The organism is Burkholderia sp. Se-20373 (assembly GCF_017104705.1).
Classification (GTDB): Bacteria; Pseudomonadota; Gammaproteobacteria; order Burkholderiales; family Burkholderiaceae; genus Burkholderia.
This window is the reverse complement of the sequence record NZ_JAAGPH010000052.1, coordinates 14,300-39,628: the sequence shown is the minus strand read 5'-3', so window position 1 is coordinate 39,628 and position 25,329 is coordinate 14,300. Positions and strand designations below refer to the sequence as shown.

Below are 25,329 nucleotides of genomic sequence, written 5' to 3'. Positions count from 1 at the left end.
ACTTTACATTTCGCTAAAATTCCGTAGCGCCGTGCGCCGGAACCGGTGCCACGTGCAACCGCACGCGGCGGCCCCAGCCGTCTCGCCCAGAAAGCACTATAAGGAACTGACCCATCCATGGACGTCCAGACCGACCAAGCTGCGCTGTCCGCGCACGACACCCGGCGGCGCGTGTTCGCCATCGTCGGCGCCTCGTCGGGCAACCTCGTCGAGTGGTTCGACTTCTACATCTACTCGTTCTGCGCGCTGTACTTCGCGCCGGCGTTCTTCCCGAGCGGCAACACGACGACGCAGCTGCTGAACACGGCCGGTGTGTTCGCGGCCGGGTTCCTGATGCGTCCGATCGGCGGCTGGCTGTTCGGCCGCATCGCCGACCGCCACGGCCGCCGCAACGCGATGATGATCTCGGTGCTGATGATGTGCGGCGGCTCGCTCGTGATCGCGGTGCTGCCGACCTATGCGCAGATCGGCGCGCTCGCGCCGGCGCTGCTGCTGATCGCGCGGCTGTTCCAGGGGCTGTCGGTGGGCGGCGAATACGGCACGAGCGCGACCTACATGAGCGAGGTGGCGCTGAAGGGCCGCCGCGGCTTCTTCGCGTCGTTCCAGTACGTGACGCTGATTGGCGGCCAGCTGTGCGCGCTGCTCGTGCTCGTGATCCTGCAGCAGACGCTGTCGGCCGACGAACTGAAGGCGTGGGGCTGGCGCATTCCGTTCGTGGTCGGCGCGGCGGCCGCGCTGATCTCGCTGTACCTGCGCAAGTCGCTCGACGAGACGTCGACGACCGCATCGCGCGATAAGAAAAACGCGGGCACGATTCGCGGCGTGTGGCAGCACAAGGGCGCGTTCTTCACGGTGGTCGGCTTCACGGCCGGCGGCTCGCTGATCTTCTACACGTTCACGACGTACATGCAGAAGTACCTCGTGAACACGGCCGGCATGCATGCGAAGACGGCCAGCAACGTGATGACCGTCGCGCTGCTCGTCTACATGCTGATGCAGCCGGTGTTCGGCGCGCTGTCCGACAAGATCGGCCGCCGCACGTCGATGATCCTGTTCGGTTCGTTCGCGGTGATCGGCACGGTGCCGTTGATGCATGCGCTGAAGGACGTGACGAGCCCGGTGGCCGCATTCGTGCTGATCACCGTCGCGCTCGCGATCGTCAGCTTCTACACGTCGATCAGCGGCCTGATCAAGGCCGAGATGTTCCCGCCCGAAGTGCGCGCGATGGGCGTCGGCCTGTCGTACGCGGTCGCGAACGCGATCTTCGGCGGTTCCGCCGAGTACGTCGCGCTGTGGTTCAAGTCGATCGGCAGCGAGGAAACCTTCTACTGGTACGTGACCGTGCTGTGCGCGATCTCGCTGATCGTGTCGTGGCGGATGCGCGATCCGAGCAAGGAAGGGTATCTGCGTCACGAGCCGTGATCGGCCGCGCAGTGTGCGCATCGAGCGCATTCGCATCATGACGAACGTCCCGCCACCCGGCGGGACGTTTTTTTTGCGGCTTGCGATTACGCGGGTGGAGGCGGCGCCTGGTCGGGCGCCGGAGCGGATGCGCTCGACAGGCTGCCTTGCTCGACCAGCCATTCGAACATCCGCTCGACGATCGGCGAACGCGACGGGCCTTCCATGCGCGACAGCCACCACGTGGTGCCGGGCAGGCGCGGGTAATCGGCGAGCACGGTCAGCGTGCGCTGGTCGATACCCGCCTGCGCGACGAGACGCGGCAGGCACGCGATGCCGCGGCCGCGCAGCACGGCGTCCAGCACGAGCCGCTGGTCGTCGTAGATCGCATGCATCCGGAATGCCGACAGCCGTTCGCGAAACACGGTCGCCAGGCGCTCGTCGGTCAGGCTGGCTTCGAGACAGATGACGCCCGCGTGCAGCGGGTGCGCGTCGCGCGGCACGCGTTCGAGTTGTTCCGCCAGCGGCGTCGCGCACACCGTCACCCATTCGTCGCGCATGAACGGGATATCCAGCAGGCCGGGCTGCAGCATCGGGCGCGTGCCGATCGTCATGTCGACGTCGATCTCGTCGACGTAGCGCGCGGTTTCGTCGGTCGACAGCAGCGGGCACAGGTCGGGCAGCGCCTGCTGCAACTGCTCGAGGCGCGGCTGCAGCCAGCCGTGCAGCAACGGCGCGGGACACACCAGCACGACCAGCCCCGGGTTCAGGTAGGTTGCGATGCGGTCGAGGCCGCCGCGCAACGTGTCCATCGCGCGCTGCACGCTGCGCTGCAGGACCTCGCCGGCGATGGTCAGTTCGACGCCGCGGCCGCGCCGGCGGAACAGCGGCTGCCCGAGTTGCGCTTCGAGCTGCTGGATCTGATGGCTGATCGCCGATTGCGACAGGTGCAGCTCGTCGGCCGCGCGCGAGAAATTACCCAATCGGGCCGCGGCTTCGAAGCCGGTCAGCAGTTTCAGGGACGGAACGCGTTGCATCTAGGTATGAGGTGAATTGATTGATTCGGTCAATAAATATCAATATTCATCAAGTTTAACCTGACGCACAATCGGCCATCAATCACAACGGAGGCTGAACGATGGGTCGCTTTGATGCTCGCCAGCGCGGTTACCGGATGCCCGCGGAATGGGAATCCATGGATGCCACGTGGCTCGGATGGCCGGTTCTCCACGATCGCGAGGATCTGTGGGGGAGCCATTACGCGCAGGTGTGCCGCGAATTCGCGCGGGTCGCGCGGACGATCGCCCGCTACCAGCGCTGCGTGGTGGCCGCGCACCACAGCCAGGCCGATGCCGCGCGCGAGATGGTCGGCGCGAGCGTCGACGTGCTGCCGGTCGCGGCCGAGGACAACTGGCTGCGCGACTGCGGGCCGATCTTCCTCGTGAGCGAACGGCGCGGGCTGGGCGCGGCCGTGTTCCGCTTCAACTGCTGGGGCGAGAAGTACCAGCCATACGACGGCTGCCAGCAGGCCGGGCAGGACATCGCCCGCGCGGCCGGCGCGGAGATCTTCAATTCGCACCTGGTGCTGGAGGGCGGCGCGTTCTACGTCGACGGGCAGGGCACGCTGGTCACCACCGAGAGCTGCCTGCTGCATCCGAATCGCAATCCGCACCTGAGCCGCGCGGAGATCGAAGCGGAGCTGCGCCGCATGCTGGGCGTCGAGAAGATCATCTGGCTGCCGGGCAATCCCGACGAAGTGGAGACGAACGGGCACGTGGACGGTATCGCGTCGTTCATCGCACCCGGCCGGATGCTGTGCCAGACCGCGCTGCCTGAGCAAGGCGACTATTTTCACGTGATGCGGGAAAACCGTCGCGCGCTGGAGCTTGAGACCGATGCGGCGGGGCGTCGCTTCGAACTGCTCGACCTGCCGTCGCCGATCGTCACCGAACGCTTCGGCTCCGAGCGTTACTGCGATTGCTACGCGAACTACATTCTGGTGAACGGCGCGGTGATCGTGTCCGCGTTCGGCGTCGAGCAGGATCAGGCGGCGCGCGAGGTATTCAGCCGCGCGTTTCCCGGGCGTAGCGTGGAGATGCTGCCGATCCCGACCTTGTCGATCGGCGGGGGCAGCATCCACTGCTCGACGCAGCAGCAGCCGTCCGTCGCGAACTGAGCGACGTTTCGTCAGCGGTTTCGGCTACGACCGAGGAGCAATCGCAATGCCGTCCAAACACATCACCGTCGCCGCCGTCCAGATGGCGTCGGGCAGCTGGAATCTCGAAGACAACCTGGCCACCGCGGAGCGCCTGATCCGCGCGGCCGCCGCACAGGGCGCGAATCTCGTACTGTGCCCGGAGCTGTTCGCGATGCCGTATTTCTGCCTCGACCAGAACGTGCGCCATCTCGAACTCGCGCAGCCGTTCGAAGGCAACGCGCAGATCGCCCGTTTCGCGGCGCTGGCCGGCGAACTCGGCATCGTGCTGCCGATCGGCTTCTTCGAGCGCGCGGGCAATGCCGCGTACAACTCGATCGCCGTCGCGGACGCGGATGGTCGCGTGCTCGGCGTCTATCGCAAGACGCATATCCCGGACGGGCCGGGCTATACGGAGAAGTTCTATTTCACACCGGGCGACACCGGCTTCAAGGTGTGGGACACGCGCTTCGGCCGGATCGGCATCGGCATCTGCTGGGACCAGTGGTACCCGGAGACCGCGCGCAGCCTCGCGCTGATGGGCGCGGAGATCCTGTGCTTTCCGACCATCATCGGCTCGGAGCCGTTCAGCAGCACGTTCGATTCGTCCGGCCACTGGCAGCGCGCGATGCAGGGCCACGCGGCCGCCAACATGGTGCCGGTCGTGGCCGCGAACCGGATCGGCCGCGAAGTCGGCTTCGGCAACGGCAATCCGGCGCAGCAGGGGCTCGCGGGCGTGTTCTACGGGTCGAGCTTCATCGCGGATCACACCGGCGAGAAGCGGGCCGAGGCGAACCGCACCGATGAAGCCGTGCTCGTGCACACGTTCGATCTCGACGCGATCCGCGCCGACCGGCAATCGTGGGGCTTTTTCCGCGATCGCCGCCCGGAGATGTACCGCACGTTCTGACCAGCGACGGCGTGTCGTCGTGTTATCGCTGAAGGAGGCCCGATGAGACGGAAAGGAGGGTTGCGCTTCGCGGTGCCGGGCCTCGCGCTGTGCGTGCTGGCGGGCACGGCTCGCGCCGACGAAGAGAAGGTGCTGAACCTGTACAACTGGAGCCATTACTTCGCGCCGGATACGCTGGCCGGTTTCGAGAAGGAAACCGGCATCAAGGTGCGCTACGACGCGTACGACAGCGACGAGACGCTGCAGTCGAAGCTGCTGACCGGCAACAGCGGCTACGACGTCGTGTGGCCGACCAACGATTTCATGGCCAAGCAGATCCAGGCCGGCGTGTTTCGCAAGCTCGACAAGCACCGGCTGCCGAACCTGAAGTATCTCGATCCGTCGCTGCTGAAGCAGATGGCGCAATCCGATCCGGGCAACCAGTATGGCGTGCCGTACATGTGGGGCACCGTGGGCGTCGGCTACGACCGCGCCAGGGTGCGCGCGATCCTCGGCAAGGACATGCCGGCCGACAGCCTCGACCTGCTGTTCAGGCCGGAGATCGCGGCGCGCGTCGCCGCGAGGTGCGGGCTGGGCCTGCAGGATTCCGCGAGCACCGTGCTGCCGCTGGCGCTACGCTATATCGGCCGCGATCCGATGCATCCGTCCGCACAGGACTATGCGGCCGCGCAGGCGATGCTGATGAAGATCCGGCCGTTCATCCGCGAGTTCGTCAATTCGTCCGATGCCAACGAGCTGATCGACGGCGAGCTGTGCGTGACGGTCGGCTTCTCCGGCGCGATCAACCTGGCCGCGCAGAAGGCGAAGGCGCGCGATCCGAAACGCGACGTCGTGTACGACATTCCGCGGATCGGCACCCTGATGTGGTTCGATGCGATGGTCATTCCGGCCTCCGCGAAGCATCCGGACAACGCGCATGCGTTCATCAACTACATCCTGCGTCCGGACGTGATCGCGAGGATCTCGAATTCGACGCGCTACGCGAATGCGAACCAGGGCGCGCTGAAGCTGATGGATCCGGCGCTGGTACGCGATCCCGGCATTTATCCGGACGAGGCGACGCGGCGTACGCTGTTCACGCCGATCGCCGAATCGCCGGCCGCGATGCGCCTGGAGGGCCGGACCTGGCTCGGCTTCAAGACGGCGCGGCCGTGACCGCGCATCGTGAAGTCGCCGAACGATTGAAACCACCGAAGCAAACGAAGCAATCGGCAAGCGAAAGAGGAATGCCATGACAACGAGACGTCAACTGTTGCAACGCGGCCTGTCCGTATCGGGAGCGGCGCTGGCCGCCAGTGCGCTGGGCGGGTTGCTCGGCCGCGCCGCGCACGCGCAGCAGGGCGCAACCTGGCACATGCCGGACGAGGGCGCGCCGCATACGGCGACCTGGATGGCGTTCGGCCCGAGCGAGGATATCTGGGGCACGCGGCTGTTGCCCGTTGCGCGCGCGAACCTGGCCGCGATCGCGAAGGCGATCGCGGCGCACGAGCCGCTCAAGATGCTGGTGCGCGAGCAGGACTATGCGATCGCGTCGCGGCTGTGCGGATCATCGGTCGAGCTCGTCCAGCACCCGGTCGACGATCTGTGGATGCGCGACACGGGGCCCGTGTTCGTGAAGAACGCGTCGGGCCAGCTCGGCGGCGTGAGCTTCAATTTCAACGGCTGGGGCAACAAGCAGGAGCACGACCAGGACGCGGAAGTCGCGCCGTTCGTGGCGGAGCGCGCCGGGGCGCGGCTGCTCGACACGCGGCTGGTGCTCGAAGGCGGCGGCATCGAGGTGGACGGCGAGGGCACGGCGATCATCACGCGCAGCTGCGTGCTCAACCGGAACCGCAATCCGGGCGTCAGCCAGGCACAGTGCGAGGCGGAGCTGAGCCGGCTGCTCGGGCTGAGGAAGATCATCTGGTTGCCGGGCATCGCGGGCAAGGACATCACCGACGGGCATACCGACTTCTACGCGCGCTTCACGAGCCCGGGTGTGGTGGTGGCCGGGCTCGATACCGATCCGTCTTCATACGACCACGCGGTGACGCGGCAGCATCTGGAGATCCTGCGGAAAGCCACTGATGCAAAGGGCCGCCCGTTGAAAGTCGTCGTGCTGCCGGGGCCGAAGTCCGTCCGGCATCAATACGAGAACGAGGCGTTCGCGGCCGGCTACATCAACTTCTACGTATGCAATCGTGCGGTGATCGCGCCGGCGTTCGGCGACAGCCGCGCCGACCGCAATACGCGCGACACGCTCGTCGACCTGTTTCCGGGGCGCGAGGTCATCCAGCTGAACATCGACGGCATCGCCGCGGGCGGCGGCGGTATCCACTGCACCACGCAGCAGCAGCCGGCCTGAACGCGGCCGCGGGCCGGCATGCGTGACCGGCCCGCGCGCCCGTAGCAGGCAGCATTTCGTTCCGGACTACTGAAAACAATGCGGAATCCGTCTTGTGGGACGGAAGCCGGCGCGCACGCGTGTGCGCCGACCGCGCAATGGAGTTGAAACATGACGAAACGACGTACCCACGCGGGCGCAGGCAAGCGTACGCAGCACTCGCCGGATACCGGCCGGCGCGGCTTCATCCGGTATTCGGCCGCCTTTCTCGGCGTGCCGCTGCTGGGCAGCCTGACCGCTTGCGGTGGCGGCGGCGATGGTGCATCCGGCCCGCCTTCCACGTCGTCAGGCGCGACATCTGGCACGACGCCGTCGACGCGGCAGGTCAAGTACCGGCTGCCGGCCGAAGATGCGCCGCACGCGTCGACCTACATGGCTTTCGCGTCCGGCGCGGATGGCATCTGGATGCCCGTCACGCCGCAAAGCACGGATGCGGGCATCGACCGCGTGCGGGCCGACCTGATGGACGTCGCGAAGGCGATCGGCGCAACCGAACCGGTCGACATGCTGGTGCTGCCGGCCGATCTCGACACGGCCCGCGCGCTGCTCGCGACCGCGAGCGTCGCGAACCCCGACCTGCATGCGCGCTACGCGGCCCGCGCCGCGGGCGCGGGCGGGATCAACCTCGTGCCGCTCGCCGACGGCTTCAACGACTTCTGGGTGCGCGACACGGGGTGCCTGTTCGTCAGGGATACGACGAACGGCAACGCGCTGAATGCGGTCGGCTTCAATTTCAACGGCTGGGGCAACGCGAACACCGACGGTGCCGGCATGAGCCCGGGCGCGACGGTCCCGCCGGACATCGCGGGCGCGAGCAACCGGTCGAAGGCGGGCAAGTTCTTCCAGCCGTTCAGTCGCGACAACGCGGTGGCGGGCTGGATGGCGCAGCGGAAAGGCGCGAGCCTGATCCTCAGCACGCTGACGCTCGAAGGCGGTGCGATCGAATTCGACGGCGACGCGACGGCGATCCTCACCGAGTCGTCCGTGCTGCACGTGAACCGGAATCCACAACTGTTCGACATCCCGAACGGCGTGATCGCGAATGCGACGCTGCTGCCGACGGCGAAAGATACCGTGCTCGCCGAACTGCAGCGCACGCTCGGCGTACGGAAGATCATCTGGCTGCCGGGCACGGCGACCTATCCGCCCGGCAGCGGCGCGGGGGGTGCCGGCGGCGCGGCGACACCGGCCGGCGAGACCGACATCACCAACGGGCACGTCGATTTCTACGCGCGCTTTCTCGCGCCCGGGGTGGTCGCGTGCTGTCACGACGCGTCGAATTCGACCGGCGAGCGCGCGTTGACGGACGCGAACCGGCACCGGCTCGCCGGCCAGACCGATGCGAATGGCCAGCCGCTGCAGATCGTCGAGCTGGTGCCGCCGGTCAATTTCGGCATGTCGGCCGGCACGACCCTGAACGACCGGCAAATGACGAATTTCGCGGCCGGCTACATCAATTTCTACGCCTGCAACGGTGCGATCGTCATGCCGAAGTTCAACGACGCGGCGGCAGATGCGGCCGCGGTCGCCGCGATCCGGCCGTATGCGGGGAACCGGGCGATCGTGCAGGTCGACATCCTCGGCATCGCGTCGGGCGGCGGCGGCATCCATTGCTCGACCCGCGAAGTGCCGGCGTGAGCGTGTCCCGTCATATCGATATTGAAATCGATTCGTTGTCCAGGACGGTCGAATTCCTTAATCTGGGCCTGTAGTTCGTGTGACACCTCCTTGACTGGGATTCGCGCCCGCTGCTTGCAGCGGGCGTCTTTTTTGGTGCGCTGCGTCTCACGCCGCGCACGGCGGCTCGCCTATGCTGGTAGCTGCACGTCCGCGCGATGGCCCGGATCGGCCGGGCCGGTGACGGTTCGATGACATGCCACATCAAGGATAGAAGCGCTCGTGATGGCCGTCACGCGGAAAGCGCCGGTGGCGAGCACGTTCGCGGACACCATTCATGTGCCGGCCTGGCGCGCGAAACCGTCGTGGTACCCGATCTCGAACTCGGATCGGATAATCGCGCCGGAAAACCAGCAGCGGATGCCGGCGCGGATGGACGCGCGCAAGTGTCATCACGCTCGATGCAAGCCATGTGTCGCTTGCGTCGAAACCGGTAGCGGTCGCCATGTTGATCGACGAGGCGGCGACCGCGCTCGCCGGGTGATGTAGCAGGGCACGGCGCGTTGCCGCGCTCCGGGCCGATGCGGCAACGCGCATCTCGTCGCGAAGCGACGGGTCCCACTCCTTCCATACGCCAACAGGTTCCTGCCCGCCAGCGGCGCCGCATGCGGCCGGTTCGTGTGCGATTTGACTGCATGCGTCCTCGGTGAAATGCGACGCCGCGACGGGATTTCGATTTCGAAAACCCGATCGACACGTCGATTCCCGATCTTGCGCGAATCACCCATGTTGGAGAGTGGGTATCTGACTTTTCTTATTTTGAAATTTTGAGAAATGGAAAATTCTCAAGATTTTCCCGTTCAAGTCACATCGTTTTAATTATTTATTCAATCAAATTGATTGTTCATTTTATATATCGATGTTGCGATATCGTATCGTCAGCGATGCAAGCGCCGCAGTGAGTTGCCTGCCGCAATCATCGCCGCGAGACAAGGCGGTCGAATGGCTAAATGGAATTCATATTTCTTACTCGTACTATTTGAGGAAAATTTCCAGGCAAATAGAATTGCGATGTCGTCGTTTTTCGAGGATAAAAATTCATTTATTCGAGATGGCGCGATGCGATCTGTATTTCGGGATTTCACGTCCCATGGAAACTCCTGAGCCGGTCGGACTGTTTCGAGAAAAATCATCCATTTGAGAGGAATTCCAAAGATGAAAATGAACTTGCTTCGGGGTTGCGTTGCCGCAGGCATCGCCAGCGCCGCGCTGGTACCGTCGCTTGCCCACGCGTTCGACGGTGAACTGGCCTTCTACGGCAGCATCTCCGACGTCACCTGCAACGTCAACGGCCAGGCACCCGGCTCCAGCAATCGGCAAGAGGTGCAACTTGGCGATCGCGTCGACCCGGCCATGTTCGACGCGATCGGCAAGACGTCGAATGACGTCGAGTTCAGTGTAAAGATTGGCGGCAATACGGGCTGTACCAACGGCACGAAGGTCGTGATGGAATTCGATCCGGTGTCGGTCAACATCAACCCGTCGACCGGCAACCTGAAGCTCATCGGTACCAAACCGGCGGAGGGCATCGAAATCCAGATCAAGGACGCGGGTAACACCAAGAACGGCAAGATCATGCTCGGCACGCCGCAGACCGACCCGCAGATCGCGACCGTCGCGAACAACACCGCGACCCTGACCTACAAGGCGGCATACGTGTCGACGGCCTTGCCGGCTGGCATCAAGGCCGGTTCCGGCAACTCGTTCATCCGGTACGTGCTCGCTTACCACTGATCGGTCCCATTCCCGTTACACGTCATGACATTGTCAATTCGGATTCCTTATCCAAGAGTCGTGGCCGGTGTCGTGGCGTGGGCTGCCTGTGCCACGCTGGCGCAGGCAGCCCTACTGCTGAACGGTACCCGCGTGATCTTTCCCGAGCGGGCTCGCGACGTGACGGTCCGGATGGAAAATTCCGGTACGGAACCGGTGCTCGCGCAGAGCTGGATCGACGATGGTCGCGTCGACGTTCCGCCCGAGAAGATGCGCACGCCGTTCGTCGTTGCGCCGACACTGGTGCGCGTCGAAGCCGGGCGGGGCGCGGTATTGCGCATCACGAACATGCAGGCGTCGTTGCCCACCGATCGCGAATCGGTGTTCTGGCTGAATGTGCTCGAGGTGCCGACGGTGCAGCAGGACGCGGACAACCAGCTGCGCTTTGCCTTCCGAACCCGTATCAAGCTGTTCTACCGGCCTTCGGCGTTGGCGAACGACGTCGAGATGGCAGAGAACAAGCTGGTCTGGAAGGTGACTGACGGTACGGCGCACGCGGGCAGGCACCCGGTCGCGCTCGAGGTGTCCAATCCGACGCCGTATTACGTGTCGTTCGGCAGGGTCGAAGGCGAGGTTGGCGGTACCTTCGTCGAGGCCGGCGGCGGGATGGTAGAGCCGTTCGGTGCCCAGCGTTTTCCGTTGCCGGGTGTCGCGCCGTCGCATCGCCCGACGTCCGTGCGTTACATGACCATCGACGACTACGGCGGGCGCAGCACGATAACAAAGAAACTGACCGACTGAGCAGTTTTACACGCAACGTATCCAGCAGGCACGACCCCGCGCATGCCGAACCCGAAATTTCGATTCGGTATGCGAAATTAATGTATCCACATGCGCAGTTCAGCAGGTTTTCATTATTCATGCGCGCCGAACCTCGCCCCGCGGCTGCCGAAGCGGCCGTGCCTGCTGGCAGTCGCTTCGGTATTTGCGTCCGTCGCGATGACGTCGGGGGCGAATGCCGTCGCGGATACGGTCGACACGGCGGTGCGGGACGACGCGCATCGCGCGACCGCAGGCGCCTCGCCGGCTGCGGGCAAGACGCATTTCGACGATTCGATGCTGATGCACGGCCCCGACAGCGGGCCGGTCGATACGACGCCGTTCGAACGTCCGAACGCCGTCGTGCCGGGGCAGCATCGTGCAGACCTGATCGTCAATGGTCAGTGGCGCGGCGTGGAAGAGATCACGTTCCGCCACGATGCGCACGATGACGTGCGGCCCTGCTACGACCGGCTGTTGCTGCAGCGCGCCGGTGTCGACCTCGAGCGGAGCGCGCGGGGCCAGGACGGCAGCCAGCCGCCGAATCCGTTGCCCGACGGGTTGATCTGCGATACACCTGCCCGCTACGTACCGGGGGCCGCCTTGTCGTTCGACGCGGCGGAGCAGAAGCTGTATCTGACGGTGCCGCAGTTCTACATGCGCGTCGCCAGTCAAAGTAGCTACGTCGATCCGGCGAACTGGACGAACGGTGTGCCGGCCGCACTGCTGAGCTACAACGCCAGTGTGTTCTCGACGCGTTCGGGCGGCTACGAATCGTCGCAGCTCTACACGGGGCTCTCGATGGCGGCCAGCGCCGGGCGATTCCGGATTCGCCACAACGGCAACCTCACGTGGTCGCAGCGCGGCGGCGCCCGTTATCAGCGCGGCTACATCTACGCGCAAACCGATTTGCCCGACTGGCACGCGCAACTGCTGGCCGGTGAGAGTTCGACCAGCGGCGCGCTGTTCGACGCCGTATCGTTCCGCGGTGTACAGATCGACAGTGACGACCGGATGCTTCCCGACGAGCAGCGCTACTACGCGCCGGTCGTGCGTGGCGTCGCACAGTCGAATGCCAAGGTGACGATCCATCAACGCGGCTATCTCGTTCACGAGACGACCGTCGCGCCGGGGCCGTTCGCGATCGACAACCTGCAGGCGATGAGCTACGGCGGCGATCTGAACGTGACAGTGACCGAGGCCAACGGCGAGACACGCAGCTTCGTGGTGCCGTTCGCGACGACAGTCCAGCTGCTGCGTCCCGGCCGCACACGGTTCAGCGCGATGGCGGGCCGGGCGATCGAGCTCGGCGGCGACATCGGCACGCAGTACGTCGGCCAGTTCACGGTGCAACGCGGCGTCAACAATGCACTGACGGCCTATGGCGGCGCCGCGTTTGCGAACCGCTACCAGTCGGTACTGGTGGGCGTCGGGCTCAATACGCCGATCGGCGGCTTCGCCGCGGACGTCACGATCGCGCGAACCCAGCCGCCAGGCAGCGAGCGCCTGAGCGGCTCGAGTATTCGCGTGTCTTACAGCAAGAACCTGCCGAACAGCGGCACGAACTTTTCACTGCTCGCGTATCGCTACTCGACCAAAGGCTATCTCGGCCTGCGCGATGCGTTGATCCTGAACGGCCGGAGCGATCAGCGCGTGGGCGCCGACGCATTCGCGCGGCTGCGCAATCGGGTCGATCTCAACGTGAGTCAGCAGATCGGGCGATCGGGCAGCGTCTACGCGAACGGATCGGCGCTCAGCTACTGGGCGGGAGGCGGGCAATCGCTGAGCTTCACGCTCGGCTACAGCACGCAATGGCGCGATGCGACCGTGACGGCGTCGGTGCAGCGCGTGCGCAACCTGTCCACCCGTTACGCGTCGTCCGGCGACGGGGCGGGCAGCACGCTCGTCAGCGTGAACGTGTCGATTCCGCTCGGACGCGACTCGCGGCGCGCGCCGATCTTCAGCACGCTGATGACGCGTGACAGCAGCAACGGCACGAGTGCCACGGCGAGCCTGGCCGGGCGTTTCGGCGAGCGCAGCGACGGATCGTACTCGCTGTCGTCGAGCTACGACGGCAACAACCGCGCGTCGTCGGGCAGTTTCGGCGTGGGCTACCAACTGCCGGTGGCGTCCGTGTCGGCGAACCTCGGCCTCGGGCGCGACTATCAGCAGGCGTCGGCGAACGCGGCGGGCGCCGTGGTGCTGCACCCGGGCGGGCTGACGCTCGCGCCTACCCTGAGCGAGACGATCGGCGTCGTGCACGCGCCGCACGCGCGCGGCGCCCTGGTGGCGAACACGAACGCACGCGTCAACCGGTTCGGCTACGCGATCGTGCCGAGCCTCACACCGTATCAGCTCAACCAGGTCGACCTCGATCCGAAGGATATTCCGGACGATGTCGAACTCAAGACGACGTCGCGCAGCGTCGCGCCGCGCTCGGGATCGGTCGTCATGCTGTCGTACGACACGCTGAAGGCGCGCGCGCTGCTGATCGACGCGCAGACCGAGGACGGCCGGCCGCTGCCGTTCGCGGCGCGTGCGCTCGATGCCCGCACCGGCGCCATGCTGGGCGCGGTCGGGCAGGGCAGTCGCCTGCTCGCGCGCAGCGCCGACGATGACGGTCAAATTCGCGTCGAATGGGGCACGCGGGCTGATCAGCAGTGCGTGATCGACTACTCGGTGTCGCCGCAGGAGCGGACCGCGCGCGGCTACACGACGCTGACGCGCGTCTGCCGTGCGATCCCCGTGACGGCGCCGGTCGCTCCAGGCCGTGGCGAGGGGCAATAGTTCGATGCACGGTCACGATTTCCTTCCCGCACCGGTGGTTATCCGATCGTCGTGCCGAGCCCTCGCAACGACCCGCGCTGCGAGGATCGTGCGCACGGCGGTGGTGGCTTGCGCGGCGAGCGTCGGCGCAGTCACCGGCCACGCGGCGCTGTCCGTGGTCGGCACCCGCTTCGTCTATCCCGGCGATGCCCGTGCGCTGACCATCCTCGCGCGCAACGGTGGCGCTGAGCCGATCCTGGTTCAGGCGTGGCTCGACGTGGGCGACGCGAATGCCGATCCCGACCGCCTGCGCGTGCCGTTCGTCGTGACGCCGCCGCTCGTGCGACTCGATCCGGCGCGGCCACTGGCGATTCGCGTGCAGTCCATCGGCACCGATTTGCCGACCGACCGGGAATCCTGTTTCTGGATCAACCTGCTCGAAGTGCCGCCGGCCGCGCCGACGCACGACAACACGCTGCGCATCGCTTACCGGCTGCGCATGAAGCTCCTGTATCGACCGACCGGCCTGGCCGGCGATCCGGATCGGGCGCCGAATGCGCTGACCTGGACACGCGCGAGCCGGCAGGCTGCTCCCACGATCGTCGCCACCAATCCCACGCCTTACTACGTGACGTTGACGCGCGTGCTGCTGAACGGCGAATCCGTCGTGCCGGCGAACCGCGCGGTGGACGTCGCGCCGTTCAGTCGGGCCGAGATGCCGGCCGGCACGCAGTCCGACGGGAAAGGGGACGCCGAGATCGTGTTCGACGCCGTCGACGATAGCGGCACGTCGAACGAATACCGGGCGCGGTTCGCGCCGCCGTGACCGACGGACCGTCAATGCTTGCAGTACCCGTCCTGTCGGGGGCATCGACAGGGTTTCAATCACAACAAGGAAAACGAGCATGAACAAGGCATACGCTTTGGTATGGAACGCCAGGCAGGGCGTTTGGCAGGCAGTCGGCGAACGGGTACGCCGGCACGGCAAGTCGGCGATGCGCGCGCGCGTCGTCGCGGCGGCGACACTGCTTGCGGGGAGCGCGGCGACGTCCGTGCATGCGCTGCCGACGGGCGAGAACATCGTGTCCGGGAAGGCCGACATTCTGCGCTACGACAACGGGCAGCAGATGTCGATCAACCAGCGCACCGACAAGCTGGTGACGGACTGGCAGACGTTCGACGTCGACAAAGGGCAGCGCATCACGTTCAACCAGCCATCCGACAAGTCGATCGCGCTGAACCGGGTGATCAGCCAGGATGGCAGCGCCATTCACGGCAACATCGAGGCGAACGGTCGTGTGTTCCTCGTCAACCCGAACGGCATCGTGTTCGGCAAGAGCGCGCAGATCAATGTCGGCGGCCTGGTGGCGACGACGCTGGACATCAAGAACGACGATTTCGAGGCCGGCCGCTTCCGGTTCTCCGGCCAGTCTCCGAGCGAAGTACGGAACGCCGGCAATCTCTCGGCCAGCGAAGGTGGCGCGATCGCGCTGCTCGGCGCAAGAGTCGTCAACATGGGGATCGTTCAAGCGCAGATGGGTACCGTCGCGCTGAGCGCGGGCAGCGACGCCACGTTGAACTTCGACGGAAGCAAGCTGCTCAGCGTGCAGATCGATAAGGGAACCATGAACGCGCTGGTCAGCAACGAGCAGTTGCTGAAGGCTGACGGCGGGCGGGTGCTGATGGGCGCGAAGACCGTCGATACGGTGTTGCGCACGGTGGTCAACAACCAGGGCACCATCGAGGCGCGCACGCTCAGGAATGTCGCGGGCCGGATCTCGCTGGACGGTCACGACGCCGGCACCGTCAACGTCGCGGGCGTGATGAATGCGAGCGCAACGACGCCGGGCAACGGCGGCACGGTCGACACCCGTGGCGCCGACGTGAAGGTGGCGCTCGGCGCGATGGTCGATACACGCGCGACCAACGGGCGCGGGGGCACCTGGCGCATCGCATCGTCCGACGTGTCGGTCAAGGCGGGAGCGAACCAGTCGGGTACGATCGTGGCCGACACGCTGTCGCGCAACCTCGCCACGACCGATGTCGAACTGGTTGCCGAACGCGGCGCGATATCGGTCGACGGACCGGTGACCTGGGCCAGCGGCAACCGGCTGGCGCTGGCCAGCCGGCAAGGCGACGTGTTGGTCAACGGTGCGCTGCGCGCGACGGGGGCGAACGCGCGGGTGGCCATCGACGCGAAGAGCAACGTGCGGATCGCGGCGCCGATCGCGTTGACCGGCGCGAACGCGCTGCTGACGCTCGATTACGGCGTCGCGCATTCGCTCGCGGGTGGCGCGGCCGTAACGCTGTCAGGGGCGGGCGCCGGCTTCGAGTCGAACGGCTATCGCTATACCGTGATCCAGAATCTGCAGCAGTTGCAGGGCGTCAATACGAATCTCGGCGGGCTGTACGTACTCGGCAACGCGATCTCCGGCTCCTGTTCCTGGTATGCCTGTACCACGTTCAAGACCATCGGTTCGGGTGCTTCGTTCTCCGGCGTGTTCGATGGCCTCGGCAATTCGATCAGCAACCTCGTCATTACGAGCAGCGATCCGTATGCGGGGCTGTTCGGCCGCAACACCGGTACGCTCGCCAACCTCAAGCTGGCGTCGTTACGCGTGAGTGCCGCGTCCGGTGTTGGTCCGGTGGCCATTGGCGGGCTGGTGGGCGAAAACGCCGGCAAGGTCACGAACGTGACCGCGACGGGCATGCAGGTGAGTGCCGGTGCCAGCCGCAGCAATGCGCTGGGTGGACTGGTCGGCATCAATCGCGGCGAGCTGTCCCAATCTTCATATGCCGGATCGGTGACGGGCAACGGGATGTCGTATGCCGTCGGCGGGCTGGTCGGCGAGAACAACGTGGATTGGTTGTCTGCCGGCATCGTGTCCGACAGCGAGTCCGACGCGACCGTCTCCGGCGGCGCATCGAACCTGGCATCGATCGGCGGCCTCGTCGGCGTAAACCGGGGCGGCGACATTCTGCGGTCGACGAGTCGCGGTACCACGTCGGGTGCCAATATCGCTGGCGTGAACGTTGGCGGGCTCGTGGGCGTGAACCTGTTGGGCAAGATCGTCGACGGATCGGCGCTGGGGCGCGTGACTGGCGGTTCGAGCGGCACGGCCGGCGGCTTGGTCGGGCGCAATACCGGCAAGATCGTCAGGTCGAGCGCGAGCGGCGTCGTGGATGGCCGATATGCTCAGGCCATTGGCGGTTTTGTCGGATTGAACGAAGGCATCGTGACCGGCGGCAAGGCACTGGGCGCCGTGACGAGCGCATCGACGGGGTCGACCGGCGGTTTCGTCGGCATCAACCTCGGCATGAATGCGTTTATCGACATGGCAGAAGCGCATGGCGCGGTCACGGGTGGTCAGGGCGCCAACGGTGGCTTCGTCGGTAGTCATCTCGGCGGCCGGATTGCGCACTCGGTCGCACGCGGCAAGACGATCGGCGGCAACTACAGCAAGACGGGCGGCTTTGTTGGCAGCAACGCGGCCGAGCTGACCAACAACGACGCGAGTGGCGACGTGTCTGCCGGTACCGGCGCGTCGGCGGGCGGTTTCGCCGGCGCAAACACGACATCCGGCACGATCGAAACCGCGTGGGCAACCGGCAATGTGTCGGGTGGCTCGTCGAGCACCGTAGGCGGGTTTGCCGGCGAAAACCTCGGCGCGGTGGTCGATGCATCGGCGTCGGGGACGGTCGGTGCCGGCTATTACGCGACGCTCGGCGGCCTGATCGGCCTGAACGCGGGATTCGTCGAGCGCTCGGCCGCGAGCGGGCGGATCAACGTGTCGTCGTATCAGACCTTGGGCGGCCTTGTCGGCATCAACCGCGGCACGTTCCGCAACAGCATCGCGTCCGGAGAGGCTGCGTTGCAGAAAATTGCCGGTCTTAATCTCGGTGTAATCGAGTAATGCAGCAGGCGGCGGGTGAGCATGACCGGCGCCCGCCGCCGATGCAACGGGAGGCAGCATGAAGACGATTCAATGGCGCTGGCCTGGGCGAGTCGGCCAGGCGATGCGTCGCTTGACGATGGCGGGATATCTGGCGCTTGCATTCGGCACGTACGCGATCGCGCAAGGACAGGGTGCCTTGATGGCGGTGGATTGTAATTTCAGCAATCTCGACGCGACGGCCTGGCGCATGGAGACGCCGTTGACGAGTACCACGCCGGATAACGCGATCCTGTATCAACGCACCGTTTCGCTCTATGTCACGTTCAAGTACAGCACGGCATTGATGCCGCACGAACTGGTGAGTGCTGCGCATTGGGCGCCGGGCAGTTTCGTCGCGGACGGCATCGCGCAGACGAATGTACACGGCATCGGCTTGAAATGGGCCGGCGTATCCGACGACAGCGTCGAGCGCACGTTGCCGCAAGGCGCGTTGCCGATGGTGACCGCGAAGTACGGGCACGTTGGCTCAGGCGGCGTCGGTTCCGAAACTCGAATCTTGCGTTTCCGGCAGTATCTGGTGCTTACCGGGCCGGTTGCGCAATTGCCGCAAGGCAAGCTGATCGTCAAGAACCTGCCGGGCAATCCCACTGTCGCGATTTATGCGGTCGACTTTCCGAAAGGAGTCGCCTCGGTGGGCGGCACCGTGACGGTGCCGGAGCAGACGACACCCCCGAACTTGTGCCGGCAGATGAAGGCGTTTGTCGGCGTTGGCAACGTGTGTATCGGCAGCGAGTGCGAACTCCACGTGCCGAACCGCTGCGAGGTGGCGACGAACATGGTCAAATCCGTCACGCTCGGCAATTTCGCGATCAGCAGTTTCCCCGCGATGCATGCCACGTCGAAGCCGGTCAATTTCGATATCACGCTCAGCAATTGCGCGGCCGCGGCCAAGCCGTCGATCAGTTTCCGAGACAAGGCCGCGCAGCCGAACCCGGACAAGACGCTGCTGCAGCTGAGTGCGCCGGCCGGTCAGGCGGTTGCACGGGGGTTCAACATCGCGATGAAAAACGAGTTGACCGGTGAGCGGATTGCGTACGGCGAGCCGGGCACGGCCACGACTTATCCGATGCGGCGCACGGGTGACCTTGCCTCGATCCCATTGAGTGCCTGGTACGTTCGCACCGGTACGGATGCGGAACTGAAGCCCGGCTATGCGGGCGGCGGCGCGGAATTTTCGTTTACGTTCCCGTGACGACGCGCGCCGCATCGCGCGGGGCTCATCACGAAACCCGATGAGCAAAGCACCATTTGTTGGTTCGGATTCGCCGCACGCGCTGATACGTTAGCGGCTTCGCGACGACACACTCCGTCGCGATGTTCTTCGAACCGGGCCGCCGCGCGATCCGCGGCGGCCTTCATAACAAATCAGGTCGTGCTCATGAAATTCCACACGCTCGCTACGTGGCTCGTCGGAGCCGCGCTCATCACCGCAGGCACCGTCGCGCATGCGGACCGTCTCGACGACATCAAGAAGGCCGGTGTGCTGCGCGTCGCAACGTTCGACAGCAACCCGCCGTTCGGCTATGTCGACGGCAAAAGCAATCACATCGTCGGCCTCGACGTCGATTATGCGAAGGCGCTCGCCGACAAGCTCGGCGTGAAGCTGCAGCTCCAGCCGACCAACCCGGCGAACCGCATTCCGTTCCTGACGTCCGGCAAGGTCGATCTCGTGCTCGCGAACTTCACGATCACCGACGAGCGCGCGAAGCAGGTCGACTTCAGCATTCCGTATTTCTCGTCGGGCCAGCAGTTTCTCGCGAAGAAGGGCGTGCTGAAATCGGCCGACCAGTTGAACGCGCTGCGCGTCGGCGCCGACAAAGGCACGACCAACGAAATCACGCTGCGCGAGAAATTCCCGAAGGCGACGATCGTCGCGTACGACGACACGCCGTTCGCGTTCGCCGCGCTGCGCGCCGGCAACGTGCAGGCGATCACGCAGGACGGCCCGAAGCTGATCGGGCTGCTTGCGAACGTGCCTGACAAGCAGAACTACGAGATCCCGGCGTTCACGATCTCGAACGACTACATGGGTGTCGGCGTGCCGAAGGGCGAGACGCGCCTGCTCGGCTTCGTCAACGACACGCTGAAGGGGCTCGAGGCGAACGGCCGCGCCGTGCAGATCTACGACGCATGGTTCGGGCCGACGACGAAGACGCCGCTCACGCGCATCTTCCGGATCGGCGACAAGACCTGATCCGCGTCGCACGCGCGCCGCGACTGGCCAAAGCATCGGCCGAGCGGCGCTTTTTGCATTCCTCCGATCGCGCGCTTCGCGCCCGCAACACAGCATGCTCGGGTTGGCTCCCAAATATCTGTCCTGGCTCTGGCAGGGCTTCCTGCTGACGCTCGGCCTCGCGGCCGCGTCGGCCGTCGTCGCGACCGCCGGCGGGCTGCTGCTCGCGGTCATGCGCCATGCGCGCGGCACGGCGCCGCGCACGATGGCGGCCGCGTACGTCGTCACGTTCCGCAACACGCCGCTGCTCGTGCAGTTGCTGTTCTGGTATTTCGGTGTCGCGTCGCTGCTGCCCGAACCATGGATCGCGTGGCTGAACGCGCGTCATGCGTTGAGCGTCGGCCCGTTCACGCTTGCGTGGCCGTCGTTCGAATTCGTCGCGGGCTGGGTCGGGCTGAGCGCCTATACGGCCGCGTTCGTCGCCGAGGAGTGCGAAGCCGGCCTGCGCGGCGTGCGGCGCGCGCAGCACGACGCGGCGGCCGCGCTCGGCCTCACGCCGATGCAGTCGCTGCGTTACGTGGTGCTGCCGCAGGCGGTGCGCATCGCGTTGCCGCCGCTGTTCGGCCAATACATGAATCTCGTGAAGAACTCGTCGCTCGCGATGGCGATCGGCGTGGCCGAGCTGTCGTATGCATCGCGGCAGGTCGAGACCGAGACGTTCAAGACGTTCGCCGCCTTCGGCGTGGCGACCGTGCTGTACGTCGCGGCAGTGGCCGCGATCGAAGCGGGCGCGTATGCGGCCACGCAATGGCGCGACCGGCTGGGAGCGGGGCGCTGACGATGGATCTTTCGCTGCTGTTCGCCAATCTGCCGTACCTGCTCGTCGGTGCGTTCCCCGAAGGGCCGCTCGGCGGCGCCGCGCTGTCGCTGCTGCTCGCGATCGCATCGGCCGTCGCGTCGGCCGTGCTCGGCATCGCGCTCGGCGTAGCGATGGCGCTCGCGCGCGGCCCGGTGCGCGTGCTGCTGCTCGCGTTCATCGGCTTCTTCCGCGCGATCCCCGTGCTGATGCTGATTTTCTGGACCTACTTCCTGATGCCGATGCTGCTGCACATGGACGTGCCGGGGCTCGCGACGGTGGTGTGCGCGCTCGCGCTGATCGGCGGCGCGTATCTCGCGCATGCGGTGCATGCGGGCATCGTCGCGGCCGGCGACGGGCAATGGCAGGCCGGACTGTCGCTCGGGCTCACGCGCTGGCAGACGGTGCGCTACGTGCTGCTGCCGCAGGCGATCCGGATCATGACGCCGTCGTTCGTGAACCAGTGGGTCGCGCTCGTGAAGGATACGTCGCTCGCGTATATCGTCGGCGTGCCGGAGCTGTCGTTCGTCGCGACGCAAGTGAACAACCGGCTGATGGTGTATCCGGCACCGATCTTCCTGTTCGTCGCGCTGATCTATCTGGTGCTGTGCACGTCGCTCGACGGCGCGGCACGCTGGCTGCTGTCGCGGCGCCCGCGCGCGGAACGCGCCGCGCAGGCGGCGGCCGAATATACGGAACCCGCGCGGTAGCGGCATGCCGCGGCCGTTTCGAATGGTCGAAGATGGCGTGTCGTTGAATCCGCGCGGCGGACAGCGCGTCAGGCAGGTCAGGCCCGGCGCGCAGGGGCAAGGAAGGTTGTGAGCCTGCTGCGCGCCGCTGCGAGTCGAGCAACGGCGCGCGGCACGTGCATCACGATGCCGAGTAATGCGTATTGAAGACGGCGCGCAGCGTCGATGAATCGGTCGCGAAATCGCCCCACAGCGGCCCGTCGTTCTGCGCGAACGCGAACGGCGTCGTACGGATCGACGCGAGACGGAAGCGCCATTGCGCCGCTTCCTGGCGGAAGGCGGTGAGCTGCATGTCGGACAGCGCCGTCTGCGCGCTCGCGAGCGTGACGAGCGGATCGACCGGATTGTTGGCGACGCGCACCTCGAAGTGCAGGTGCGGGCCCGTCGCGGCGCCGGTCATCCCGACCGAGCCGATGCGCTGGCCCTGCTTCACGGTCTCGCCCGTCTTGAGGCCGCGCGCGAACGCGGACAGGTGTGCGTAGTAGGTCGAGTAACCATCGGCATGATCGACGATCACGTAGCGGCCGTAGCCGCCCGGATCGGTGCCGACGAACGACACGACGCCATCGGCCGCCGCATCGACGGGCGTGCCGCTCGGCGCGGCGAGATCGACGCCCGTGTGGAACGCCATCGCCTGCGACAGCGGGTGAATGCGTTCGCCGAAGAACGAGCTGATGCGTGTCCACTTGACCGGCATCGTGAAGGCGGCGGCTTCGAGCGGCGAGCCGTCGAGCGCGTAGTACGCGCCGTGCTCGGCGCCCGGCGCGCGGAACCAGATCGCGCCGAACGTGCGGCCGGCGACGCGCAGTTCGAGCGCGGTGAGGCGCGGCGTGCCGTCGCTCGACTCGAACGCGACGCGGTAGTAGTCGCCGCGCTGCGCGCTCGCCCGCATCGCGACCTTGCCGCTGACGAGATCGCCGAGCTGGATGCGCACCTCGGGCGGCACGTCGAGACGGTTCAGCGTATCGGACAGCGTGAGCTCGATGTCGCCCGCGCGCATCCCGTGCTGGTTTTCAGGGGCGGCGAACTGGAACAGGTTCGCGTAGCCGAGCATCTCGTTGCGGTGCGCGCTGAGCGGCGCGAACAGCCCCGGTTGCGGGCTGCGGTCATTGCGTTCGCCGGCATCGTTGCGCTCGCCGATCGTGCGGGCGAGCTCGCTCGTCACGAAATGCTGCGCGGTGGGAAACGGCGTGTCGGACAGCACGCGCTGCGGCAGCGCGGCCGTGCCCGAATCGACGGCGCCCGGCAGTTGCGACACGGCCGGCAGCGCGGCGAGGCCGAGTGCGGCGAGGGCGCCGAGCACGGCGGCCGGCACGAGCGCGCGCGCAATGCGCTGCGCGCGGCCGGGCGCGAAAGCATCAGGGGTAGCGGCAGACTTGACCAAGGTGTCCACATCCAGGAAAGCGGTTCAAAGGGGTGTGGGCAGGGTTCACCGGCGGCACAACCGTCGGGCAGCGACGGGGCGGGCGGCGGGCGTGCAACAAAACAGGCCCCGCCAGGGGCCTGTGTCGTTTCCGTTCGACCCAACGCGCGGGCAGGCCCGCTTCGAACGGCGGCGTGCATGCCGGGTCGTACCCGGTTATCACGAAGACGCTAAAGAAAGATGACAGCGTCAGTCTACCGATGTTCCGCGAAACGTTAAAAATTTTAAAGGGGGTCAGCTCATTCGTTTCGCAGTGCGGTAAATCGGGTTAAATCAGCATTTATTACGACAAATTCCGTCAGTCCGGCAATTTGTGCGCACGGATGCGCAGCGCGGCGGACGTGCGCACGGTGTCGAAGCCGGCGCCGAGCATGGCCTCGGCGTCGTTCCACAGATTGCCGCGCAGCCGGTTGGTCCAGATCATCGACGCGAACACGCCTTCGAGCAGCGACACGAGATAGACGGCGGCCAGGTGCACGTCGAGATCGGCGGCGACTTCGCCGGCCGCGATCGCGCGGCGCAGCAGCGCCTTCGTGATCCGCAGCATCTGCAATTCGAGCAGCATGCGGCGCCGCTGCAGCGCGCCGTTCTCTTCGCTCTGCTCGCACTTCGTATAGAGGATCACGAGTACGCGCTGCATCGGGCCCGGCTCGCCGCATTCCTGCAGATAGTGCGACGCGGCGCGCCGCAGCGTGGCGAGCGGGGGCAGCCCTTCGCCCGCGTCGAAGCCTTCCGACGTGCGCGCGAACGCGCGGTCGCACATCGCGAGACACACTTCCATCTTGTTGCGGTAATGGCCATAGACGGCGCCCCGCGACATCCCGGCGGCCTCGGCGAGGTCCGCCATCGCGGTTTGCGCCACGCCTTTCTCGAGCAGCACGAGCTCGGCGGCGTCGAGGATCCGGTGCTTGATGGCGAGCGATTCTTCGCGGGTCTTGCGAGCCATGTCCTGAAATTCCTTACAGTTCGCTGTCGTTTTATTGAGACAGTGTGACGGTCAGATTGAAGCGGTGTGTATTTAATCAGTCGTGACTGATTATAATCGGCCACCCTGAGCCGCCGCATTTTATCGGTGGCGAACGATCCGAGGTCACACATGAATAACAATCGCTCCCTGTTGCGCCACCGACTGGCGCCGTTCGCGCTGGCGGCCGTGCTGGCCCTGGCCGGATGTGGAAAGGGCGACAAGGACGCGGCGCCGGAGGCCGCGAAACAGGCGACGGTCGTGACGGTGCGACCGACGGCCGTGCCGATGACCGTCGAATTGCCGGGCCGGCTCGACGCGTACCGGCAGGCGGAAGTGCGGGCGCGGGTCGCGGGCATCGTGACCGCGCGCACCTACGAGGAAGGCCAGGAAGTGAAGCAGGGCGCGGTGCTGTTCCGCATCGATCCCGCTCCGCTGAAGGCCGCGCGCGACGCCGCGCAGGGTGCGTTTGCGAAGGCGCAGGCTGCCGCACTCGCGGCAAGCGACAAGCGCCGCCGTTACGACGATCTCGTGCGCGATCGTGCGGTAAGCGAACGCGACCACACCGAGGCCGTTGCGGCCGACACGCAGGCGAAGGCCGACGTGGCGTCCGCGAAAGCGGAGCTCGCACGGGCGCAGTTGCAGCTCGACTATGCGACCGTCACCGCGCCGATCGCGGGCCGCGCCCGGCGCGCGCTCGTAACCGAAGGCGCGCTGGTCGGCCAGAACGAGGCGACGCCGCTCACGACCGTCGAGCAGCTCGATCCGATCTACGTGAACTTCTCTCAACCGGCCGCCGACGTCGACGCGCTGCGCCGCGCGGTGAAGAGCGGGCGGGCGACGGGCATCGCGCAGCACGACATCGCGGTGACGCTGCTGCGCGCCGACGGCACCGCGTATCCGCTGAAGGGCAAGCTGCTGTTCAGCGATCTCGCGGTCGATCCGACCACCGACACCGTCGCGATGCGCGCGCTGTTTCCGAATCCGGAGCGCGAGCTGCTGCCGGGCGCGTATGTGCGGATCGCGCTCGATACGGCGGTCGACCGGCGCGCGATCCTCGTGCCGCGCGATGCGCTGCTGCGCACGGCCGACCGCACGTCGGTGCGGGTCGTCGGCACGAACGGCAAGGTCAAGGACGTCGAGGTCACGGCCGACCAGATGAGCGGCCATGACTGGCGCATCACGCGCGGCCTCGCGGGCGGCGAGCGCGTGATCGTCGACAACGCCGCGCAGTTCGCGCCCGACACGGCCGTCAAGCCCGTCGAGCCGGCGCCGCCGTCGAAGGCGGCGCCTGCCGCGGCCGCTTCGCAGGCGGCCGCCCGTCAAACCTGACTGGTCAACACCA

At 66.2% G+C, this 25,329-nt stretch carries 19 protein-coding genes and 1 pseudogene; 17 read left to right on the top strand and 3 right to left on the bottom strand.

What is annotated here, in order from left to right; genetic code table 11:
- The first annotated feature begins 117 nt into the window (after positions 1-117).
- Positions 118-1,422, top strand: a complete 1,305-nt coding sequence (locus G3N96_RS18690; RefSeq protein WP_206138068.1) for an MFS family transporter — start codon at positions 118-120, stop codon at positions 1,420-1,422.
- A gap of 86 nt (positions 1,423-1,508) precedes the next feature.
- On the opposite strand, the gene G3N96_RS18685 is transcribed toward G3N96_RS18690, so the two are convergent.
- Positions 1,509-2,438: a LysR family transcriptional regulator gene (locus tag G3N96_RS18685; protein ID WP_206138067.1), complete on the bottom strand. Its 930-nt coding sequence runs from the start codon at positions 2,436-2,438 to the stop codon at positions 1,509-1,511.
- Positions 2,439-2,539: 101 nt separating this feature from the next.
- On the opposite strand from G3N96_RS18685, the gene G3N96_RS18680 reads away from it, so the two are divergent.
- The 15 genes and pseudogenes from G3N96_RS18680 to G3N96_RS18615 all read left to right on the top strand — a co-directional run bounded on the left by G3N96_RS18680 (position 2,540) and on the right by G3N96_RS18615 (position 21,558).
- Entirely contained in the window at positions 2,540-3,577 is a 1,038-nt protein-coding gene (locus tag G3N96_RS18680) for an agmatine deiminase family protein (protein WP_206138066.1), read from the top strand.
- A 46-nt stretch (positions 3,578-3,623) separates the two neighbouring features.
- On the top strand, positions 3,624-4,505 hold the full coding sequence (aguB, locus tag G3N96_RS18675) for an N-carbamoylputrescine amidase (RefSeq protein ID WP_206138065.1): 882 nt from the start codon (positions 3,624-3,626) through the stop codon (positions 4,503-4,505).
- Between the two features lie 42 nt (positions 4,506-4,547).
- Entirely contained in the window at positions 4,548-5,660 is a 1,113-nt protein-coding gene (locus G3N96_RS18670) for a polyamine ABC transporter substrate-binding protein (protein ID WP_206138064.1), read from the top strand.
- Between the two features lie 76 nt (positions 5,661-5,736).
- Entirely contained in the window at positions 5,737-6,849 is a 1,113-nt protein-coding gene (locus G3N96_RS18665; RefSeq protein WP_206138063.1) for an agmatine deiminase family protein, read from the top strand.
- Between the two features lie 150 nt (positions 6,850-6,999).
- Entirely contained in the window at positions 7,000-8,526 is a 1,527-nt protein-coding gene (locus G3N96_RS18660; RefSeq protein WP_206138062.1) for an agmatine deiminase family protein, read from the top strand.
- 252 nt (positions 8,527-8,778) lie between these two features.
- Positions 8,779-9,049, top strand: a pseudogene (locus tag G3N96_RS39230) (alpha/beta hydrolase); the annotation flags it as partial.
- Positions 9,050-9,720: 671 nt separating this feature from the next.
- Complete coding sequence (locus tag G3N96_RS18655; protein ID WP_124584242.1) at positions 9,721-10,299, top strand: fimbrial protein; 579 nt, start codon at positions 9,721-9,723, stop codon at positions 10,297-10,299.
- Between the two features lie 60 nt (positions 10,300-10,359).
- Positions 10,360-11,079: a fimbria/pilus periplasmic chaperone gene (locus G3N96_RS18650; protein WP_346778900.1), complete on the top strand. Its 720-nt coding sequence runs from the start codon at positions 10,360-10,362 to the stop codon at positions 11,077-11,079.
- Positions 11,080-11,169: 90 nt separating this feature from the next.
- Positions 11,170-13,884 (top strand): fimbria/pilus outer membrane usher protein, encoded by a 2,715-nt coding sequence (locus tag G3N96_RS18645; RefSeq protein WP_241022707.1) that lies wholly within the window; start codon positions 11,170-11,172, stop codon positions 13,882-13,884.
- A gap of 88 nt (positions 13,885-13,972) precedes the next feature.
- A complete protein-coding gene (locus G3N96_RS18640) occupies positions 13,973-14,689 on the top strand; it encodes a fimbria/pilus periplasmic chaperone (protein WP_260431404.1) in 717 nt (238 codons plus the stop codon).
- A 79-nt stretch (positions 14,690-14,768) separates the two neighbouring features.
- The gene (locus tag G3N96_RS18635) at positions 14,769-17,777 is read left to right on the top strand and encodes a filamentous hemagglutinin N-terminal domain-containing protein (protein ID WP_206138060.1); all 3,009 of its coding nucleotides are present in this window, start codon (positions 14,769-14,771) and stop codon (positions 17,775-17,777) included.
- 58 nt (positions 17,778-17,835) lie between these two features.
- Positions 17,836-19,011 (top strand): fimbrial protein, encoded by a 1,176-nt coding sequence (locus G3N96_RS18630; RefSeq protein WP_206138059.1) that lies wholly within the window; start codon positions 17,836-17,838, stop codon positions 19,009-19,011.
- 186 nt (positions 19,012-19,197) lie between these two features.
- On the top strand, positions 19,198-20,013 hold the full coding sequence (locus G3N96_RS18625; protein WP_085038977.1) for an ABC transporter substrate-binding protein: 816 nt from the start codon (positions 19,198-19,200) through the stop codon (positions 20,011-20,013).
- Between the two features lie 94 nt (positions 20,014-20,107).
- Complete coding sequence (locus G3N96_RS18620; protein WP_206138058.1) at positions 20,108-20,830, top strand: amino acid ABC transporter permease; 723 nt, start codon at positions 20,108-20,110, stop codon at positions 20,828-20,830.
- A gap of 2 nt (positions 20,831-20,832) precedes the next feature.
- Entirely contained in the window at positions 20,833-21,558 is a 726-nt protein-coding gene (locus tag G3N96_RS18615; RefSeq protein ID WP_206138057.1) for an amino acid ABC transporter permease, read from the top strand.
- Between the two features lie 160 nt (positions 21,559-21,718).
- Here the strand turns inward: G3N96_RS18615 and G3N96_RS18610 are convergent, their stop codons facing one another.
- Together G3N96_RS18610 and G3N96_RS18605 are read right to left on the bottom strand one after the other, a co-directional pair.
- Positions 21,719-22,981, bottom strand: coding sequence for a M23 family metallopeptidase (locus G3N96_RS18610; protein ID WP_206138056.1), 1,263 nt, complete (start codon positions 22,979-22,981; stop codon positions 21,719-21,721).
- A gap of 337 nt (positions 22,982-23,318) precedes the next feature.
- A complete protein-coding gene (locus tag G3N96_RS18605; RefSeq protein ID WP_206138055.1) occupies positions 23,319-23,966 on the bottom strand; it encodes a TetR family transcriptional regulator in 648 nt (215 codons plus the stop codon).
- Positions 23,967-24,116: 150 nt separating this feature from the next.
- Here G3N96_RS18605 and G3N96_RS18600 point away from each other — a divergent pair, with 150 nt between their 5' ends.
- Positions 24,117-25,316 (top strand): MexX/AxyX family multidrug efflux RND transporter periplasmic adaptor subunit, encoded by a 1,200-nt coding sequence (locus G3N96_RS18600; protein ID WP_206138054.1) that lies wholly within the window; start codon positions 24,117-24,119, stop codon positions 25,314-25,316.
- The last annotated feature ends 13 nt before the right edge of the window (positions 25,317-25,329 follow it).